Raw genomic sequence first — 19,041 nt, 5'->3', positions numbered from 1 at the left:
GGGTTAGTTCCCCTTGTCTATCGCGCGCCGACGCCGCGTTTCATAGATTCGACACGAGATAACGCGCCATAAGGCCGATTCATGACCGTGTCGCCGCATGCGCCAGGAAGGCCGACGTCCCTGCGGCAGTTGATCCTGAGGGGATCGCTGCCGATGGCGTTGATCGCCCTGTCGCTGGCGCTCACGCTGGGCATCTTGCATGTGCGCGCCGTGGACGCCGAAGCGCACGCCATGGCACGCATCCAGGCGGCCGGCCTCGCCGCGGCGTTCGCGGGACGACCGAACGACGATGCGATGACCAACGCGCTCACCCGTGCTCTCGCGCAAAGCGCGCCCACCGGGCGGGCGATACTGCATCGCAGGCATGCCACCGATCTTGCGGTCGACAGCGGTCGCCATCTCGATCCGCGACACACGCTCCACACGTGGACACCGACACCGCAGGGCGAACTCGAAACACTCGTCGATGCGTCGGCGCTGCACGACCGGCACGTGGCAGGCCTGGCGATGACACTGCTGCTCTGCGCGGGCATCACCACAGCCTTTCTGATCGGTCGGCGCGATCTCGAACGAAGCCTGATCGAGCCGATCGAAAACGTACGCGGCCGCATCGATCGCTTCCTGCATCCGCGCGGAAGCCAGGCCGATGGCGACGACGACACGCTGCAGGCCATCGATGGACTGCTCGACGAGCTGGTGGAACTGCGCCGTCGTCACGATGCGGCGATGGCGGAAGCGTTGCGCCGCCGCTTGCAGGAGATCGCCAGGCAAACCCGCTTCGTGGAACAGATCGGCGATCACTTCCGACAGCCACTGCAGGCACTCGCCCTATTCGTCGCCGGCATGCAGCCGGGAAACGATCTTCGCCAGCGCGCGGTGGTGGGACAGATGCGCACGAGCATCACGCGCCTCAACGAATTGCTCGACGGCGTATTGGAACTCGCTCGCTTCGATGCCGGTGCCGTCGAGCCCGCGCCATCGACCGTCGTGGCCTCGGACGTCTTCGTTCGCGGCCGCGCAGCCATCGAAAGCGATGCCGATCGGCTCGGCGTCGAGGTGCGCTGGCGTGGCGGGCGATTGCCGCTGCACACCGATCCCGTGCTTTTCGCCGAGCTGCTGCAGCGACTGGTCGTCAACGCAGTACTCAGCACGCCACATGGTCGCGTACTGGTCGCGGTGCGACGGCGCGGCGATGCGATTCGCCTGGAAGTGCGCGACAACGGCATGGGCCTCGACCCGGACATTCAGGCGCGCGTCTTCGAGGAATTCACCCGGCTTCCGGGCCATCCTGGCTACGGCCTGGGTCTGGCCGTGGCCCGGCGCATCGCCGACACGCTCGGTGGAAACATCGGCGTTCGCTCCCGCCCGGGACGCGGCACGTTGTTCTGGGTACATCTGGACGGCGCAGCGTCCGGCCCACCGACCCGCGCCACCGCCGCACTACGCAGCCACTCCGCGTTCTAGCGCCCCTGTCGTCTGCGCCCGTACCGGCGTATCGTGGGCGGGAGAAAAAGGACCTCTTGGGGACGCGCACAGTGACGAGCATCAACGGGTCTGACGCGGCGCCCATGGTGGCGTTTCTCGGTGTGTTCGCCGGCGCCATCGGGCTGCCGGTGCCTGCCATGCCCACGCTGATCGTCGTGGGTGCCACACTCGTCACGGCCCGCGATCCCATGCTCATCGTGGCGACCTTTCTCGGCGCGCTGGCGGGTGCGTTCCTGGGGGATGCCGTATGGTTCCTCACCGGCAGGCGATTCGGCTATCGCGTGCTGGACGGACTGTGCCGGATATCGCTCTCACCGGACACATGCGTCCGTCGCGCCAGCGGGTTCTTCGAGAAGCGCGGCGTGAAACTGCTGCTGATCTCGCGCTTCATTCCAGGGCTGTCGCTGGTAGCGATACCGATTGCCGGTGCAGGCGATACGCGGTTTTCGCGCTTCACCCTGTACGACCTGCTCGGCGCATCGTTGTGGATCGCCGTGGGACTCTCGGCCGGCATGCTCTTCTACCGCCAGATCGACGCCGTGCTAACCCTGCTTCGCCAGTTCGGCATTGGCATGGCGGCCATAGCGATCACCGGACTCGTCCTGTGGATCGCATTCCGCTACGTGCGCCGCACGCTGCTGCTGATGCGCCTGCGCAAGAGCCGCATTTCCGTCGACGAACTGTCGACCCTGCTGGCGAGCGACCCGGGCGCCCTCATCGTGGACGTGCGCTCGGCCATCAGTCGTCGCGACGATCCCTTCGTGATTCCCGGTTCCCGCCTGTTCGACCTCGCCACAGCGGACCGCGAACTGGCGACCCTGCCACGGCACAGCGCCGTGGTGATCTACTGCTCGTGCCCCAACGAGGTGTCGGCTGCGAAGGTTGCGGAACGCCTGAGCAAACTGGGCTTCTCCAACGTCCGCCCGTTGACCGGCGGCCTGGGCGCCTGGCGTGAGGCCGGCCGCGAGGTCGAGGCATTGGTCCTCACAACCTGAGCTTCGGCTTGTGCCACCCGCGCGCGCCTCGTACACTTGCCGGTTCTCGCGTGTGGGTCGTTAGCTCAGTTGGTAGAGCAGCGGACTTTTAATCCGTAGGTCGCCGGTTCGAATCCGGCACGACCCACCATTCGCCTCCGCTCTTGGTTGAGCGTCGAGGTCTTGAACACGACCGTGTTCGGGCGGCGATATTCGCCTCGGCAGACGCAGGCGCGTCGCAATCTTTACGCCAACGTTACCCGGAACGCGCCCGCGTGGCGCAGCGTTTTTACGCATCTCGGGCGGACACTAAGCGCACCTTCCCAACGGACAACCGTCGATGTCGATCGTCGCGATCTCGGGCCCGCATCTCCCGGATCAACCTCCCCTCGCCGATGCGCGTATCTGCCGCCTCTGGGAGAAAGCGCAGGCGGCAGGCATGGATTTCGAGTGGCATCCCTGTGCCGACTTCGCCGAAGTGGCGAACTGCCTCGCGTCGTGCAATACCACCGCCGACCTCGTGGTGCTCGACGTCGATGCCGCCGAACTGCCGGACACCTGCGCCGCCCCGGTGCGCAACGCCCTGGCCGCCCTGCGCGCGCCGTACATCGAAGTGCACGATCGCACCGGCGCGTCCGACGTCTCCACTCTCGTGCCAGGCCACCCGTCGATGGTCAGCGTCGTCATCCCCGGCGATCCTGCGGCGGGCTATGCGATGGCCCTCTCGATCGGACTGCGCTATCTGGCGGATACGACGCGTCTGGCCGCCTGAGCGACTCGACCCGCTCGATGCCTTCGGCGGCTCTGAGGTCCCCTGACCAAGGCGCAGGCCCGATTCGCAACGGATATGTCCGAGCTATAGATGCGTCCCTGTACGCTGGAAGACCGCGCCTTGATGTTAATAATACTTGACATGAAGTAAAGCTATCTTTACTTTCCGTCCATCCACGACCAAAGGGGATGAGCGATGCTTGTGCAGGAACGATTTGCCTGGGTATGGGTATGTGCGCTGGCCGTGATCTTCGGCCTGTACTTCGGGACGGTCGCCTATATCGAATCGGGTGGATCGCCGAGCATGGGACAGCAGATCGGAGTACTGGCCGCAGCGCTGTCGTCGCTTGGCATCGTCGCCGCGGGCACATGGCTGGCGGGCCGGTTGCGTGGCCCCGCGGAGCGCGATGAACGCGACAAGGCCATCGCGAGCCGCTCTTCAGCCATCGCGTATAACGTGCTCATGACCGGCATGATCCTCGTCGGCGTGGTCATGCCCTTCAGTAACGGCGGCTGGTCCATCGTCCACGCGGCATTGCTCGCCATCGCTATCGCAGAGATCGTCCACCACGGCATGATCGTCGTCAGCTACCGGCGCGGATGGCATGGCTGACCGCCGACTCACCAACCATATCCGTACGCTGCGTTTCATGGCCGGGGAGATGACCCAGGCCGAACTGGGCGAGCGCGTGGGCGTGACACGCCAGACCATCGCCGCGGTGGAGGCGGGTAAGTATTCGCCGAGTCTGGAGTGCGCGTTTCGCATCGCCGAGGTATTCGGCAAACCGTTGGAGGATGTCTTTTCCTGGAGCACGTCCGAGCGCGCCTGATCGATCGCAGAGGCCGCAAGAGGAAACCAGCGGCGTGGCCATGTTCGTCAAACCTGGCTATGAACGCGTATCAGCGCATCAACGCGTCGATCAGACGTTCAAGCGGTGCAAGCGCCGCTTCCGCATCATGTGTGAATTGCGCACGGATGATGGCGCCGTCGATGGCGAGCGCTATCGCGGTGGCGTCTGCATCGCCACGCTCGCCGGGCGGCAGAAGCGTGCGAAGAGAGGCTGTCATGTCGTCCTTGTGGCGACGTGAGATGGCTTCGAATACCGGTGCGGTCCCGCCGAATTCCACCACCGTATTGATGAAGGCGCAGCCGCGGAACGTGGGCTGCGCGAACCATTCGCGCAACGCGCCCACCACGGCCTGCGCACCCTCATCACGGCGGCGCTCGATCGCGTCGTCGAACCATGTCATCCAGCGAGCGTGCCGATACTCGAGAAACGCTTCGATCAAATCGTTCTTGCTCGGAAAGTGCCGGTAGAAGGTGACCTTGGTGACGCCGGCTTCGGCGATGACCTTGTCGATACCGGTGGCGCGAATGCCGTCGCTGTAAAACAAGTCGTGCGCGGTCTGCAGAATGCGCTCGCGCGCTGCCGAGGGGGCCGTGGTCGGGGAAGGGGTAGGTGAGGTCATGATTAAAGTGTAGACAGGTCTGTCTACATGGTCTAGTCTTTGTCATGTAGACAGACCTGTCTACCTACTCCGACCCACCCTTCAATCATGAGGTGCACCATGGAAATCCGTCAGCCTGTTCCCCCGTTCACGGCCGAGTCCGCCGTTCTGAAAACCCGCTTGGCCGAAGACGCGTGGAATACGCGCGATCCCGAGAAGGTCCAGCTCGTCTATACCCCGGATACGCATTGGCGGAACCGCGCCGAGTTCGTCGATGGACGCGAGGCGCTCAAAGCACTGTTGCGCCGCAAGTGGGATCGGGAGCTGGACTATCGCCTCATCAAGGAACTCTGGGCCTTCACCGGCAATCGCATCGCCGTGCGCTTCGCGTACGAGTGGCATGACGATTCCGGCCACTGGTTCCGCAGCCACGGCAACGAGAACTGGGAGTTCAACGAACAAGGGCTGATGGTAAACCGGCATGCCAGCATCAACGATCAACCCATCGCAGAGAATGAACGCAAGTTTTTCTGGCCGCTGGGACGGCGGCCCGACGATCACCCGGGGCTCAGCGACCTGGGATTGTGAGGAGTCCCCTCGCCGTTACAGCTTGATCCGCAGCACGCGGGAGAACTGCCAAAGGTCGCCCGCTTTCGTCGTGGCGACCGCGTAGGTTACGTACACCATGCGGTCGCGGTTCTGTTGCAGCCACGTCGCGGGGATCGCGAACGACAGCTCGGTCTGGCTTGTGACGGTCTTGATCGGTAGATCGACGGTGGTGGCGCCTTGCAAGCGTACGTTCACCTGATGGCCGGCACCCAGGGTCGGGAAGCGTACGATCACCTGTGTTCGATCGGCATTGAGCTCGGGTGCCGGAAGCTCGAGTTCCTGCGCTTCGACCGATACCGTGAGAGGCGCGGAGGTTTCGATCGGCTCATCGCCGCGCTTCACGGTGAACGTGATCTCCACGTCCTTGCCGATGGCGTCCACTACATCGCGACGAGGCACCGTCACCTCGACCGGCGCCACGGCACTGACCGTGGCGATGGCCGTGTCGTAGGTGGCAAACGGTCCCTTCCAGCGCGCTCCTACGGTCTGTCCCGGAGCCATGCCCGCGTAGATGGGCACAATGATCGTGACTTGATCGGCGCGGTAGAAGTCCGCCAGGAGCAGCCGCGTTCCGTTTGCCGCGGACGCTTCGCGCAGTTTCGGTTGGAGCTTCGGCACGTCGGGGCCCATGCCCATCGTCTGTTCCTGCGGAACGAAAGCGAACGTGCTGTCCGCCGATGGCGCGGAGGGCAGCGTCATGCGAATGATGGGGACCAGGATGTTCGTCTGTGCGTAGTAGTCGCGCTGATTGTACTGAGCGCCCGCCAAGCCGCCCGGTACGTAGAAGAAGGCCTCGATCGGCAGCTCCTTGGGCACGCCCTGCGGCCAGGGTTCCATCCTGACCTCGTTCTCCGGATTGTTGCCGGCAAACGACGGCGCATATTTCATGGCCTTGAGGCTTTCGTAGAAGGCTGGGGCGGCATCGTCACCGGTCACGTCGAATCCGCATTGGGCGTATTTCATCGCGTAGCCAGTACCTTTCAGATAGGTCTTGCGCCAGCCCTCGGCATCACGAAAACCTTGCTGCTGGCACGTCGCGCTCGCGGCGCTCCCCCGATAGGTGCCGCAGCCGTTCTCGTTGCGCTGGTCCGTTGCCGCATCCACCGGGAATGCACACAGGATTTTCGGCGTCAGCTTGCCTTCCACCGATTGATACGGCGCAAAGATGAAACCGTTGGTGTAGCCAAGGGCCAGTTGATTGAACTCGGCGTCCTTGCGCAGGAACGAAAACGACACGCCGCCCGTCGCGATCGACGAAGGGCTGGGATCCCATACGTGGTATTTCGGCGAGGCGACGGTACCGCGGAGAAGTATGCCGGAGCATAGGAACGCGGGACTCTTCGCGTCACCGCAGTCCTGACGCGTGTCGTTGTATCGAGCGATCAGACGTTGGACGGTCTCGCCGCCGGTTGCCGGAATGATGACGTCGCTGGATAGCGCGGCTTCGGTCGCAGTGCACAGCAATAACGCTGCGAGCGACAGCATGCGGAATGTGCGCGTCGTTTCGCGCGAAAGAACACGAAGCCAACCGTCCATGGTCGCCGTCCTGACTGATGCGGGCCATCCTTGTTCGCCGATCACACACGATCTGACGCGTCGCCCTCGGCCGGCCGCCTTGCTCCGAGGGTAATGTCCACTCTCCGCCGTGACTTACCCCGACACAATAAGCCAGGGGTCGTAGGGTGCCTTCGATCTAGCGAGAGATTACGGCACGTAATGCGTGGGATCGGCCACGCCTGCTTTCGCAAAACCTTCGGCGCGCAGCCGACATGCATCGCAGTGGCCGCAAGCGCGGCCTTCTGCATCGGCCTTGTAGCAGCTCACGGTAGCCGAGAAGTCCACCCCGAGACGCATGCCTTCGCGCACGATGTCGCCCTTGCCCATCTGCATCAGCGGGGCGTGGATACGGATGCCCGCACCTTCGACGCCGGCCTTCGTGGCGACGTTGGCGAGCTCTTCGAACGCCTCGATAAATGCTGGTCTGCAGTCCGGGTAACCGGAATAGTCCACCGCGTTGACGCCGCAGAAGATGTCGTTCGAGCCGAGCACTTCAGCCCATCCCAACGCAATCGAAAGCATGATCGTGTTACGCGCCGGCACATAGGTAACCGGGATGCCTTCACCACCCTCTTCCGGCACGTCGATGTCCGCGGTAAGCGCAGAACCGCCGATGCTGCGCAGATCCACGTGCACGGTCTTGTGCTCGACCGCGCCGAGCATCGTCGCGACACGTTCCGATGCTTCCAGCTCGGAGCTGTGCCGCTGACCGTAAGCGACGCTGAGGGCGTGCACGTCGAAGCCCTGCTCGCGCGCCATGGCGATCGTGACGGCGGAGTCCATGCCGCCGGAGACGAGGATGACGGCCTTACGGGGTGCGTTCGAAGCGTTCATGACATGACCTGGTGTTCAGTGGCCTGCCGCGTCGTTCCACAGCAGCTTGTGCAGTTGCAGTTGGAAACGCACGGGCAAGCGTTCGGCAAGAATCCACTCGGCCAGGTCGCGCGGCTCCACTTTCGACCAGACCGGCGAGAAGAGAACCATGGTCTTGCGGTCGAGCGAATGCTCGCGCACGACATCGCGCGCCCATTCGAAATCCGCGCGGCTCGCAATGACGAACTTGACCTGGTCGTGCGGCAGTAGGTGGTCGAGGTTCGACCAGAGGTTTCGCGCGCTTTCACCCGAGTCGGGTGCCTTGAGGTCCATGACCTTGCGAACGCGCGGATCGACGTCCGAGACGTCGAGCGCGCCGGAGGTTTCGAGAGACACCTCGTAGCCCGCGTCGCAAAGCTTGCGCAACAGGATCAGGCAGCGCTTCTGCGCCAGCGGTTCGCCGCCGGTCACGCAGACATGATGGGCACCGTGACGGGCGACCTCGGCGAGGATCGCGTCGATGTCGTGCCATTGTCCGCCGTGGAACGAGTATTCGGTGTCACACCACACGCAGCGCAGCGGGCATCCCGTCAAGCGCACGAACACCGTGGGCCAGCCGATCGCATCGGCCTCGCCCTGCACGGAGTGGAAGATCTCGGTGATGCGCAACCGCTCCGCGACGGGCGAAGCCGGCGAGACATCCGCCGGCGTAGCGGTGTTGCCGTTCATGGGATCAGTTGGCCGTCTGGCGCTGCAGGCGGCGCAGGCGTTCCTGTGCGAGACCAGCGGCCTTGGTGCCCGGATACTTCGCCGCGACCTGTTTCAGCGTGGCGATGGCGGCATCCTGCTGCTTCAACTCGATCTGGCAATAACCCACTTTCAGCAGGCCATCGGAGACCTTGTCGCTCTGCGGATACTGCTTCACGAGGCGCTGGAAGGCTTCGATCGCGACCGGGTAGTTCATGGTCACGTAGTACGACTCGCCAAGCCAGTAATAGGCGTTCGGCGCGAGCGGGCTGTCCGGGTACTTCACGAGGAAGTCGCGGAAGCCGCGCGACGCGGTGACGTAGTCGCCCGCGCGAAGTGACTTGAACGCGGCGTCGTAGGCAGCTTGCTGATCGGCGCTGGCCGGCTGGCCCGCGGGGGCCTCGCTCGCTGCCGCTGCCGCTGCGGCGGGCGGCGCGCTGGTCGGCGCTGGCGCAGCCGCTGCAGGCGCGGACGCCGGAGGCGTGGCGGCAGACGGGGCCGGTGACGGCGCGGGAGTCGCACCGCCCTTTTCGAGACGGCTCAGCCGCGAATCGATATCCGCGTACTGCGCCTTCTGGGAATCCTGGAGTTGCTTGTTCTGGTGCTGCAGTTCTTCGATCTGGCCCTGCAGCTGCGAAAGCTGCTGCTGCAGATCGTTGACCTGATTCACCAGGGAAACGCTGCCGGCCTGCGACTGCGACTGCTGCTCAAGCCGCGACACACGGTCGGCAAGGCTGAGACGGGTGTCCTGGGCGGCGGCAGGCAACGCAAAAAGCGTGGCGGACGCGATTGCGCCCGCCACGCCAAGCCTGGCCGTGAAACTGGTAGCCAGAGTCTTCTTCATTGCTTACTTCGCGGTGTACACGATCTCGACGCGACGGTTCTTGGACCAGCAGTCTTCGTTGTGCTCACGGCAGGTCGGCTTTTCCTTGCCGTAGCTGGTCACGTTGATCTGGCCAGCCGAACCGCCAGCAGCCTGGAGGGCGCTGGAGACGGCATTGCCACGGCGCTCGCCGAGGCCCAGGTTGTACTCACGCGTACCACGCTCGTCGGTGTTGCCTTCGAGGGTCATGGCGGACTGCGGACGATCCTGCAGGTACTTGGCGTGGCAAGCGATGATCTGCTGGAACTCCGGCTTGACGTCGTTCTTGTCAAAGTCGAAGTACACGACGCGCTGACGCAGGCAAGCGTCGGTGTCGAGATCGGACGGCTGGTACTTGCCATCGTTGGTCGGAGCCTGGGTCTGGGCGACCGGCTGCTGTTCCGGCATCGGAGCCGGCTTGGTGTTCTTCTTCGAGCACGCGGCGGCGCCAACGCAGAGCAGGGCAGCCAGGGTGACGGTAACGGTCTTATTCATGGGACGTTCCTTCAACAGTTGAGTTCCGACAGTCGGTTTTCGGTTTCGGGACAGGCACCGCCGGTTGTCCGGCTGTTTTTCTACTTACATCTACGCGAGCGAGGCGCTGTCCCGCACCCGGCGCCCGCGTTCCGGCGCCCGCCAGGGCGATCGCCGGATAAAACCTTCGTCCGCAGAAAAGGCGCGGCCACGCCGCGCCCTTCCCTGGACGTTGCCGATGTCGCCGCCCACAAGGGGCGCGCCATCAGCGCTGTCGATAGGGTCCCCAGGACGGCTCACGCACGTCGCCGTCCGAGAGGACGAGACGCTGACGTACCTGACCGTCTGCCGAAACCGCGTAAAGGACGCCGCGCGTACCCTGCGATGCGGCATAAAGCAGCATGCTGGCGTTGGGCGCAAAGCTGGGCGAGTCGTCCACGTTACCCGGGGAGACGAAGCGCACCTGCCCTCCCAGGCTACGGTCCATAATGGCGATACGATACACGTTCCCGTTGCCCTGCACCATCGCAATCTGCTTGCCGTCGTAGCTCACCGAGGCGCTGGCGTTGAAGCCACCCTGGAAGGTGAGTCGCTGAGCGGCGCCGCCGGAGGCTGACATCTGATAGAGCTGCGGCTTGCCGGAACGGTCCGAGGTGAAAATGATGCTCTGGCCGTCCGGAGTGAAGGTCGGCTCGGTATCGATGGCGAAGTTGTTGGTGAGGCGAGTTTCCGTGCGGCTGGCCACGTCGATCACGAAGATCTCGGGGTTGCCGACATAGGACAGGCTTACGGCGAGCTTGCTGCCATCCGGCGACCACGACGGGGCGCTGTTGATGCCGCGCGGGTGCGAGGCGATCAGGCTGCGCGAGCCGGTGGAAATGTTCTGGATGTACACGGCCGAGTTGCCGCTTTCGAACGAAACGTAGGCGATCTTGCTGCCGTCCGGCGACCACGCCGGACCCAGCAGGGATTCGCGCGAGCGTGCGACGACCTGCGGGTTGTAACCATCCGAATCGGCCACGATCAGCGAATACGTGGTGTTGTTACCGGTACCCACAGCCGTGATGTAGGCAATGCGGGTCCAGAACGCGCCACGGACGCCGGTGATCTTTTCGTAGATCTGGTCGGCGATCTGGTGCGCGACGCCACGCAGGTCGCCGGTCGGGGCGGTGAACGACTGCGCCAGGAGGCTCTGCTGACGGTTCACGTCCCACAGCTCGTATTCGACCTTGACCATGCCACCGCCGGCATCGCTGATGCGGCCGATGGTGATGTAGTCCTGCTTGAGCAGGCGCCAGGTGGCGAACTTGATGTCCGAGCCCTGCGAAGGCGTCTCGACGATGTCGTTCTTGTCGAGGGCGCGGAATTTGCCCGAGCGATTGAAGTCGGCACGGATGACGTCGGCGACATCGGTAGGCAGCGGCGCACCGCCGGCCTGGGCGAAGGGCACCACCGCGATGGGGGTGGCCGTCTTGAGGCCGCCCACGATATCCACGTTGAGCGACTGGGCAGCGGCCGGACCGGCCGCGAAGGCGGTCAACGCGACCAGGAGGGTGAGGAGGCGGGTAAGCGTTCTGCGCATGGGCGGATTCATTGCTGCCTGGGAAGGGGGACGGCCGCGAAATGTTAACGCGATGGTTACTTTGTGCGTGACCCGAGTCTGAACCGCTCACTCCGGCGAGGCCGAAGCGAGCGCGCTACATCATTGCGGCCTGAACGTGAACGTTAGGTTGCGCTGAAAGACATCTTCGAAGCCCTGGTACGGCAGAGGCTGGGCGCGCAGCACGGCGTTCTCCACCGATGCGCGGCCTGCGGCGTCGTAAGGGCAGCTCGAGTCCACCTTGGCGCTCAGCACCTGGCCACCCGGCACCTGCACGATGTGCACGACGCAGGCGGTGGGCGCGATGTTGTCCGGACGCAGCCAGTTCTGGGTGACCGCGTTCTGGATCGCCGCCAGGTACTGACCCAGCTTGCCGGTGTCGCGGCCATTGGTACCGGACATCTTCTGGTCGGCGGGCGGCAGATCGGGCAGCCCGTCATCCTTGGCGTTCTGCAGGTCCTTCAACTGTTGCTCGGCCTGCTTCTTGGTGGTGTCCGCCTTCTTGGTCTGCGCCTTCGCCGCGTCGAGCTGCTTGAAGATGTCGTCGATCTCCTTTTGCTTTTCCTTCTTTTTCTGCTCCTGCTCGGCGTCGAGTTCGGCCTGGCGCTGGCGCTGCTTTTCTTCCTGCAGGCGCTTGGCGTCCTCGGCCTTCTGCACGGCGTCGTCGACGACTTTTTCCTGGTCCTTGAGGTCGGGCTGTTTCGGCGGCGGCGGAAGCGTCTCGACCTTGGGCTTTTCAGGCTGCGGCGGAGGCGGCGTCGGCACCACCGGCGGCGGTGGCGTCGTATCCGGCGTCGGCTTGACCTTGGTGGCCTTCGGCGGCGGGCTACCGGTCGGCCCGACCAGCGTCGCCTCGATGATCTGGCCCGGCAGTTCCAGCGGCGCCGGGCACTTCAGCGGGTTCCACTCCGCGGGAACGCCGATGGCTTCCGCCCATTTCTCGTAATCCGAGCACGGGATGACCGCGAGGCCCAGGAAGGCCACGATGCCGATGTGCAGGAGCGCGGCGAGGACGACCGCGCGGGGCGTGCCGTTACGGTTTTCCATTCTGCGCCGACTGCGGCTGGCTCATCAGGCCGATCTTGGAGACACCGGCCTCCTGGAGAATCGGGAGGATCGAATAGACCTTGCCGTAGCCCACGCGCTGATCGCCCGCGACCAGGACCTGGAGCTCCGGGTTCGCGTTATGGAAGGCGGTGATCCGCTTGCGGAACTCGTCCTCGCTCACCGGCTCGCGCTTGGCGCCGTTGGCGGTGAGGTAGATCTGCCCGCCCTCGTCGACCGAGACCACGACGGGGTCTTTCTTATCCTGCAGTGACTTGGCGTTGGTCTGAGGAAGCTGGATGTCCACGCCGAGATTCATCATGGGCGTGGTGACCATGAAGATGATCAACAGCACGAGCATCACGTCGATGTACGGCACGACGTTGATCTCGGATTTCAGCTTCCGCTTTTGCCGGCGGTAGGTAGTGCGCATCGCGTACGCTCCGCTCAGGCCGCTTCGTCGGAATGGATCTGACGCTGCAGCACGGAGGAGAACTCTTCCTGGAACACCTCGTAACGCGACGCGATGCGCTCGACCTTGTTGGCGTAGCGGTTGTACGCCCACACCGCGGGGATAGCGGCGAACAGGCCCATCGCGGTGGCGATCAGCGCCTCGGAAATGTGCGGAGCGACCACGGAAATGGTCACATCCTTCATTTCACCGAGGCCCTGGAAAGCGCCCATGATGCCCCAGACGGTACCGAACAGACCCACGTAAGGGCTGATCGAACCGACGTTGGCGAGGAATTCGAGATTCTGCTCGAGCTTGCCGATCTCGCGGGTGCCGGCCACGCGCATGGCACGCTCGGCGCCTTCCATCACACGGTTGGCATCGGTCACGCGGCGCTGACGCTGCCGGGCGAACTCGCGGAAGCCGGCCTCGAAGACGTTTTCCATGCCGTGCTGGCCTTCACGATTGCCCACCTCGCGGAACAGGGCCGCGAGATCGGCGCCGGACCAGAAGCGGTCTTCGAAAGATTCTGCGTTGTCGTGCGCGGTCTTCAGCTGGCTGTACTTGCGGATGATGATCACCCACGACAGGAACGAGAACACCAGCAGGAGCAGCATGACCAGTTGTACGGGCAGGCTCGCTTCCGACACCAGCTTGAAAATGTTCAGTCCACCGTTCATCGCTTGAAGGCTCTCCGCCGGGTATCAGGGCTTGGTTATTAGGGGAATTCGGAAGGGAACAGGTCCGCTGGGATCTGCGCCGGACGCATCGTGTCGAGGTTGACGCAAGCCACGCGCACCTGCGCGCGAACCAGTGCCGCATCCCCCCGCACGATCTCCTGACCGAACAGCATACTGGCTGAACGGCGCTCTTTGACGTCCACCGTGATCAGGAGTTCATCATCCAGACGGGCCGGACGATGGAAATCGAGGTGCATGTCGCGCACCACGAAGCCCAATGAGGTCGCTTCGCGCAGCGCCATCTGGTCGATACCCTGCGCGCGTAGCCATTCCGTGCGTGCACGCTCCATGAAACGCACATAGTTGGCGTGGTAGACCACGCCGCCCGCGTCGGTATCTTCCCAATAGATGCGGACCGGCCAGGCAAACACGCTCATGCGTCGTCCGAAAACAGGTCCGGCGTGGCCGACTGGCGCGGCGGCGGGTTGAGGCCGAGATGTCGCCAGGCCTTGGCCGAGGCCATGCGGCCCCGCGCGGTGCGGATCAGGTAGCCCTGCTGGATGAGATACGGCTCCACCACGTCTTCGAGCGTGCCACGGTCCTCGCTCAGCGCGGCGGCCAGAGACTCCACCCCAACCGGCCCGCCATCGAAGTTCTCGATGATTGTGCTGAGCAGGCGGCGGTCGAGGTCGTCAAAACCTTCGGCATCCACCTTGAGCATGTCGGTGGCGGCGCGCGCCAGGTCATGGGTGATCCGGCCGTCGCCACGCACCTCGGCGAAATCGCGCACGCGGCGCAGCAGACGGTTGGCGATACGGGGCGTGCCACGCGAGCGGCGGGCGATCTCGATGGCGCCCTCTAGCTCGCACTCGATCCCGAAGATCCGGGCCGCGCGGCGCACGATCGCCGTCAGCTCGTCCACGCTGTAGAACTCCAGGCGCTGGATGATGCCGAAGCGGTCGCGCAAGGGGCCGGTCAGCAGGCCGGCCCTCGTGGTCGCGCCGATCAGGGTGAACGGGGGCAGGTCGAGCTTGATCGAGCGGGCCGCGGGGCCTTCGCCGATCATGATGTCGATCTGGAAATCCTCCATCGCCGGGTAGAGCACTTCCTCCACCACGGGCGAGAGGCGATGGATCTCGTCCACGAAAAGGACGTCGTTCGCCTCGAGGTTGGTCAGCAGCGCAGCGAGGTCGCCTGCGCGCTCGAGCACCGGACCTGAGGTGGAGCGAACGCTGACCCCAAGCTCGTTGGCGATCACGTGCGACAGCGTGGTCTTGCCCAGGCCGGGCGGCCCGAAGATGAGCGTGTGATCCAGGGCACCACCACGACGCCGGGCAGCCTCGATATAGATGGCCATCTGCTCGCGCACCGTGCGCTGGCCGAGGTATTCGGCCAGGCGCTTGGGCCGGATGCTGGCCTCCAGCGCGTCGTCGTCCATGGCGGCGGCGGAGGAAATGATGCGGTGCTCGGACATTTGCGCATTATGCGCTGTGAGTCGGCCGCTGTGTGGCCTGTGAACCGTGAGTCAGCGCAACCGCTCACGGTTCACAGACGGGCGCAGCCCGCGATTTACAGTCCTCGACGTGGCCGACTCACAGGTCCTGCGTCAAATTTCGACCTGCGCACCCAACTCGATCAGGCGATTGCCCGGGATCTGGAAGAACGCCGTGGCCGGCATCGCGTTTCGCGCAAGGAACGCGAACAGCTTGTCGCGCCACAAGGCCATGCCGGGTCGGCGCGCGTCGGCGACGATGGTCTCGCGGGACAGGAAGAACGTGGTGTCCATCATGTCGAAGTCGAGGCCGAGCGCACTGGCCCGGGAGAGCGACACCGGAATGTTCGGGTCTTCGGCGAAGCCGTAGCGGAGCTGGAGGCCGTAGAAGCCGTTGCCGTAATCGAACACTTCCATGCGCTCCTCGAAGTCGGCCACCGGGGTTTCCAGCATTTCCACCGTCAGGAGCACGTTGCGCTCGTGCAGCACCTTGTTGTGCTTGAGGTTGTGCAGCATCGCGTGCGGTACGGCGTTCTGGTTGGCGGTGAGGAACACCGCCGTGCCCGGCACGATCAACGGCGGATGATCGGCGATGTTGGCGATGAACGGCTCCAGCGCCAGGCCAGACTGCTTGATCTCGCGGACGACGAGGTCCCTGCCCCGCCGCCATGTCGTCATCACCGTGAAGATGATCACGCCCAACACCAGCGGGAACCAGCCGCCGTGAGCGATCTTCAGCGCGTTCGCACCGAAGAACGCGACATCGACGATGAGGAAGATCACGCCCACGGTGATGACTGCGGACCAATGCCAATGCCAGCGGAAACGCGCGACCACCAGCGCGAGCAACGTGGTCATCGTCATCGTGCCGGTCACGGCGATGCCGTAGGCCGCGCCGAGGTTGTTCGACGAACGGAAACCGATCACCGCGAGCAAGACCAGCACCAGCAGAAGCCGGTTCACCCAGGGCACGAAGATCTGCCCCGACATTTCGTGGGAGGTGTGCACCACGGCCATGCGCGGCGAGTAGCCCAGCGACATCGCCTCGCGCGTCATGGAGAAGGCGCCCGAAATCACCGCCTGCGAGGCAATGATGGCCGACATCGTTGCCAGCGCCACCATGGGATAGAGCCAGTCTTCCGGCACCATCTTGTAGAACGGATTCTCGATGGCGGTCTGGTCGTGCAGCAGCAGCGCGCCCTGGCCGAAGTAGTTGATGAGCAACGCTGGCAGCACGAAGCCGAACCACGCGAGCCGGATGGGACGCTTGCCGAAGTGCCCCATATCCGCATACAGCGCCTCGGCACCGGTCAGCGCCAGCACCACGCCGCCGAGCGCGATGAAGGCCAACTTGCCGTGTTCGATAAAGAACGTGATGGCATACCAGGGATTGAGCGCGACGAGCACCTGAGGATGGGCCACAAGCTGGCGAATACCGAGACCGGCCAGCACCAGGAACCACAGCACCATCACCGGCGCGAAGGCCTTGCCGACGATGTTCGTTCCGTGCCGCTGCACGGCGAACAGCACGAAGATGATGACGAGACAGATCGGCACCACATAGGTGTCGAGCTGCGGCGCAGCGATTTCCAGACCCTCCACCGCCGAAAGCACCGAGATAGCCGGCGTGATGACACCGTCGCCGTAGAAGAGCGATGCACCGAAGATGCCGATCGCCGCGAGCACCCAGCGCGCCCGCGGCGACCCGCTGACGCTGCGCTGCGCCAGGGCCATGAGCGCCATGATGCCGCCCTCGCCCTTGTTGTCCGCGCGCATCACGAAGGTCACGTATTTCAACGAGACCACCATGATCAGCGACCAGAAGATCAGGGACAGCACGCCGAGCACCGCCGCGGGGTGCGGACTCATGCCGTGCGTGCCGAGGGTTTCCTTCATCGCGTAGAGCGGGCTGGTGCCGATATCGCCAAAGACGACGCCGATGGCACCGAGCGCCAACGCGCCGATGCGCCGACCGTGCGCGTGCTGGACGTCGCCGCCCTGCTGTTCCGTTTTCACACTCAACCTCCCAGCGCGGCGCGCAGCGCCTTGCGGATGATGGTTTCGGCCGAATCGCCCTCGGCGGCGGCCTTCTGTACGAGGCGCGACGCTTCCACGGGCTTGTAGCCGAGTTGTTGCAATGCCACGGTCGCCTCACCCACCGGATCGACCGGCAGCGCTTCGCCCAGCGTACTTACCGGAAGGCGCACGCCCACGGCGTCCACGCGGTCCCGCAGTTCCACCACCATGCGTTCGGCGGTCTTCTTGCCGATGCCGGGAATCTTGGTCAGCGCCACGACGTCGCCAGCGTGGACCAGTCGCGACAGCTCATCGGTCGACACACCCGAGAGCACGGCCAGCGCGATCTTTGCGCCAATGCCGCTCACCTTGAGCAGATTGCGGAACATCGCGCGCTCGGCTTCCCGCAGGAAACCGTAGAGCGCCACGCCGTCTTCCTTCACCGCGTAATGGGTGAGCAGGATCACTTCCTTGCCGGTGGCCGGCAGGTCGTAGATGGTGGACATCGGCGCGTCGAGTTCATAGCCCACGCCGCCGACTTCCACCAGCAGCGACGGCGGTTGTTTGCTGATGAGGGTGCCACGCAGTCGTCCGATCATCGACGACGCCTCCATGCCGTGCGCGGGATACCCACGCGTTCGAGACTGGAGCGGGTGTGCGCGTGTGCGATGGCGATCGCCAGCGCATCGGCCGCATCCGCCTGTATCGGGCCCTTGAGGCCGAGGATCATGCCGATCATGTGCTGCACCTGGGTCTTGTCGGCGCGCCCGGTGCCTACCACCGCCTGTTTCACTTCGGTCGCGGCGTATTCATGCACCACGATGCCTTGGCTGACCACCGCGCAGACGGCAGCACCGCGCGCCTGGCCGAGCTTGAGCGCCGAATCGGCGTTGCGGGCCATGAAAACCCGTTCGATGGCGGCTTCCGCGGGAGCATGCGTGCCGATGATGTCGCAGAGTTCGTCAAAGATGCGTTTCAGCCGGAGCGGAAAGGTCGCTTCCCCCGACACCAGCAGTGCGCCGTGCCACACGTGGGAGACCTTGCCGTCCTCTGCCACGTCGACCACGCCGACGCCGGTACGCTGACTGCCCGGATCGATACCAAGGATGCGGGTCATGACGACAGCGTCGGAAGCAAGACAGGAAGGGGCCGGCGAACCGGCCTCAGCCCTCGTCCGCGTCGTGATTCGGCAGGACAGCGTTGTGATAGACCTCGTCCACGTCGTCGAGCGAGTCCAGGCGCTCCAGCAGCTTTTCGAACTGCTCCAGCGCGTCGCCGGTCGGCGTGACCAGCGGGCCGTTCGGACGCATCACCACGTCCGAGCTGTCGACATCGAAACCCGCGGCCGCCAGCGCCTTGCGCATGGCTTCCACGGCGATCGGATCGGAGGCGAGAAGCACCGTACCTACGCCGTCGGCGATCACGATGTCTTCGGCATTGTTCTCGATGGCCGCTTCTTCAAGCTTGGCCTCGACGTCAGCGTCGCCGCCCGTGTGGACCACGACCTGGCCGACGCGCGTGAACTGGAACGCCACCGAATTGGTGGTGCCCATGTTGCCGCCGAACTTGTTGAGCGCGGCGCGAACGTCGGCCACGGTGCGGGTCTGGTTGTCGGTCACGCAGTCGATGATGAGCGCGGTACCCGCCGGGCCGTAGCCCTCGTAGCGGATCTCGTGCATGTCGGCGCCACCTTCGGCACCGGAGCCGCGCTTGATCGCACGCTCGATGGTGTCCTTGGTCATGTTCGCCGCAAGCGCCTTGTCGACCGCCGCGCGCAGGCGCGGGTTACCGGCCGGATCCGGCACACCACCGCGCGTGGCGATGGTGATTTCGCGGATCAGCTTCGTGAACACCTTGGCGCGCTTGGCGTCTTCGGCGTTCTTGCGACCTTCGATGGACGGGCCTCTACCCATGTTCGGATTCCTGGTCTTACCGGACGGACAGGGGCGCGATTCTAGCGGAAGTGTGTCGGCTGTAGGAGCCGCCAATGGCGGCGAGAGGCCTACGGAGCGAAGGT

General features: G+C 64.6%; 22 protein-coding genes and 1 tRNA gene. 7 read left to right on the top strand and 16 right to left on the bottom strand.

Going from position 1 to position 19,041, the window contains the following annotated elements; genetic code table 11:
• Positions 1 to 81 precede the first annotated feature (81 nt).
• The 6 genes from BT115_RS10940 to BT115_RS10915 all read left to right on the top strand — a co-directional run bounded on the left by BT115_RS10940 (position 82) and on the right by BT115_RS10915 (position 4,060).
• Positions 82 to 1,464: a sensor histidine kinase gene (locus tag BT115_RS10940; protein ID WP_083527417.1), complete on the top strand. Its 1,383-nt coding sequence runs from the start codon at positions 82 to 84 to the stop codon at positions 1,462 to 1,464.
• Positions 1,465 to 1,535: 71 nt separating this feature from the next.
• Complete coding sequence (locus BT115_RS10935; protein ID WP_218184751.1) at positions 1,536 to 2,480, top strand: DedA family protein/thiosulfate sulfurtransferase GlpE; 945 nt, start codon at positions 1,536 to 1,538, stop codon at positions 2,478 to 2,480.
• Positions 2,481 to 2,534: 54 nt separating this feature from the next.
• A tRNA-Lys gene (locus BT115_RS10930) sits at positions 2,535 to 2,610 on the top strand.
• A gap of 189 nt (positions 2,611 to 2,799) precedes the next feature.
• The gene (locus BT115_RS10925) at positions 2,800 to 3,231 is read left to right on the top strand and encodes a hypothetical protein (protein WP_072322641.1); all 432 of its coding nucleotides are present in this window, start codon (positions 2,800 to 2,802) and stop codon (positions 3,229 to 3,231) included.
• 195 nt (positions 3,232 to 3,426) lie between these two features.
• Positions 3,427 to 3,843: a DUF2178 domain-containing protein gene (locus BT115_RS10920; RefSeq protein WP_072322640.1), complete on the top strand. Its 417-nt coding sequence runs from the start codon at positions 3,427 to 3,429 to the stop codon at positions 3,841 to 3,843.
• Positions 3,836 to 4,060 (top strand): helix-turn-helix transcriptional regulator, encoded by a 225-nt coding sequence (locus BT115_RS10915; RefSeq protein ID WP_072322639.1) that lies wholly within the window; start codon positions 3,836 to 3,838, stop codon positions 4,058 to 4,060. The genes BT115_RS10920 and BT115_RS10915 overlap by 8 nt, the downstream gene beginning before the upstream one ends.
• A 70-nt stretch (positions 4,061 to 4,130) precedes the next feature.
• Here BT115_RS10915 and BT115_RS10910 read toward each other — a convergent pair whose 3' ends face one another.
• On the bottom strand, positions 4,131 to 4,700 hold the full coding sequence (locus BT115_RS10910; protein WP_072322638.1) for a TetR/AcrR family transcriptional regulator: 570 nt from the start codon (positions 4,698 to 4,700) through the stop codon (positions 4,131 to 4,133).
• 99 nt (positions 4,701 to 4,799) lie between these two features.
• Here BT115_RS10910 and BT115_RS10905 point away from each other — a divergent pair, with 99 nt between their 5' ends.
• On the top strand, positions 4,800 to 5,267 hold the full coding sequence (locus BT115_RS10905) for a nuclear transport factor 2 family protein (RefSeq protein WP_218184750.1): 468 nt from the start codon (positions 4,800 to 4,802) through the stop codon (positions 5,265 to 5,267).
• A 15-nt stretch (positions 5,268 to 5,282) separates the two neighbouring features.
• Here the strand turns inward: BT115_RS10905 and BT115_RS10900 are convergent, their stop codons facing one another.
• The 15 genes from BT115_RS10900 to BT115_RS10830 form a co-directional block, all read right to left on the bottom strand.
• Positions 5,283 to 6,824 (bottom strand): hypothetical protein, encoded by a 1,542-nt coding sequence (locus BT115_RS10900; protein WP_072322636.1) that lies wholly within the window; start codon positions 6,822 to 6,824, stop codon positions 5,283 to 5,285.
• A gap of 168 nt (positions 6,825 to 6,992) precedes the next feature.
• A complete protein-coding gene (gene queC / locus BT115_RS10895; protein WP_072322635.1) occupies positions 6,993 to 7,679 on the bottom strand; it encodes a 7-cyano-7-deazaguanine synthase QueC in 687 nt (228 codons plus the stop codon).
• Positions 7,680 to 7,694: 15 nt separating this feature from the next.
• Positions 7,695 to 8,387: a 7-carboxy-7-deazaguanine synthase QueE gene (queE, locus tag BT115_RS10890; protein ID WP_072322634.1), complete on the bottom strand. Its 693-nt coding sequence runs from the start codon at positions 8,385 to 8,387 to the stop codon at positions 7,695 to 7,697.
• Between the two features lie 4 nt (positions 8,388 to 8,391).
• Positions 8,392 to 9,249 carry a tol-pal system protein YbgF gene (gene ybgF / locus BT115_RS10885; RefSeq protein WP_072322633.1) on the bottom strand — a complete coding sequence of 286 codons (858 nt, stop codon included), beginning with the start codon at positions 9,247 to 9,249 and terminating at the stop codon, positions 8,392 to 8,394.
• A gap of 3 nt (positions 9,250 to 9,252) precedes the next feature.
• Positions 9,253 to 9,762 carry a peptidoglycan-associated lipoprotein Pal gene (gene pal, locus BT115_RS10880; protein WP_072322632.1) on the bottom strand — a complete coding sequence of 170 codons (510 nt, stop codon included), beginning with the start codon at positions 9,760 to 9,762 and terminating at the stop codon, positions 9,253 to 9,255.
• Between the two features lie 244 nt (positions 9,763 to 10,006).
• Entirely contained in the window at positions 10,007 to 11,323 is a 1,317-nt protein-coding gene (gene tolB / locus BT115_RS10875; protein ID WP_072322631.1) for a Tol-Pal system beta propeller repeat protein TolB, read from the bottom strand.
• A 120-nt stretch (positions 11,324 to 11,443) separates the two neighbouring features.
• Positions 11,444 to 12,388 (bottom strand): cell envelope integrity protein TolA, encoded by a 945-nt coding sequence (locus BT115_RS10870; protein ID WP_072322630.1) that lies wholly within the window; start codon positions 12,386 to 12,388, stop codon positions 11,444 to 11,446.
• Positions 12,375 to 12,818 carry a protein TolR gene (gene tolR / locus BT115_RS10865; protein ID WP_072322629.1) on the bottom strand — a complete coding sequence of 148 codons (444 nt, stop codon included), beginning with the start codon at positions 12,816 to 12,818 and terminating at the stop codon, positions 12,375 to 12,377. Before tolR ends, BT115_RS10870 begins: the two co-directional genes overlap by 14 nt.
• 14 nt (positions 12,819 to 12,832) lie before the next feature.
• On the bottom strand, positions 12,833 to 13,516 hold the full coding sequence (gene tolQ / locus BT115_RS10860; RefSeq protein ID WP_072322628.1) for a protein TolQ: 684 nt from the start codon (positions 13,514 to 13,516) through the stop codon (positions 12,833 to 12,835).
• Positions 13,517 to 13,554: 38 nt separating this feature from the next.
• A complete protein-coding gene (ybgC, locus tag BT115_RS10855; protein ID WP_072322627.1) occupies positions 13,555 to 13,953 on the bottom strand; it encodes a tol-pal system-associated acyl-CoA thioesterase in 399 nt (132 codons plus the stop codon).
• Complete coding sequence (gene ruvB, locus BT115_RS10850; protein ID WP_072322626.1) at positions 13,950 to 14,990, bottom strand: Holliday junction branch migration DNA helicase RuvB; 1,041 nt, start codon at positions 14,988 to 14,990, stop codon at positions 13,950 to 13,952. Before ruvB ends, ybgC begins: the two co-directional genes overlap by 4 nt.
• Positions 14,991 to 15,122: 132 nt before the next feature.
• The gene (locus BT115_RS10845) at positions 15,123 to 17,024 is read right to left on the bottom strand and encodes a potassium transporter Kup (RefSeq protein ID WP_072322625.1); all 1,902 of its coding nucleotides are present in this window, start codon (positions 17,022 to 17,024) and stop codon (positions 15,123 to 15,125) included.
• Between the two features lie 2 nt (positions 17,025 to 17,026).
• On the bottom strand, positions 17,027 to 17,623 hold the full coding sequence (ruvA, locus tag BT115_RS10840; protein ID WP_072322624.1) for a Holliday junction branch migration protein RuvA: 597 nt from the start codon (positions 17,621 to 17,623) through the stop codon (positions 17,027 to 17,029).
• The gene (ruvC, locus tag BT115_RS10835; RefSeq protein ID WP_072322623.1) at positions 17,620 to 18,141 is read right to left on the bottom strand and encodes a crossover junction endodeoxyribonuclease RuvC; all 522 of its coding nucleotides are present in this window, start codon (positions 18,139 to 18,141) and stop codon (positions 17,620 to 17,622) included. The genes ruvA and ruvC overlap by 4 nt, the downstream gene beginning before the upstream one ends.
• A 46-nt stretch (positions 18,142 to 18,187) precedes the next feature.
• The gene (locus BT115_RS10830; RefSeq protein WP_072322622.1) at positions 18,188 to 18,937 is read right to left on the bottom strand and encodes a YebC/PmpR family DNA-binding transcriptional regulator; all 750 of its coding nucleotides are present in this window, start codon (positions 18,935 to 18,937) and stop codon (positions 18,188 to 18,190) included.
• Positions 18,938 to 19,041: the final 104 nt, after the last annotated feature.

Origin of the sequence: Luteibacter sp. UNCMF366Tsu5.1, from assembly GCF_900119235.1 — a bacterium.
Taxonomy (GTDB): domain Bacteria; phylum Pseudomonadota; class Gammaproteobacteria; order Xanthomonadales; family Rhodanobacteraceae; genus Luteibacter; species Luteibacter flocculans.
The sequence above is the reverse complement of the archived record's forward strand: the minus strand, read 5'-3'. Positions and strand labels throughout refer to the sequence as shown.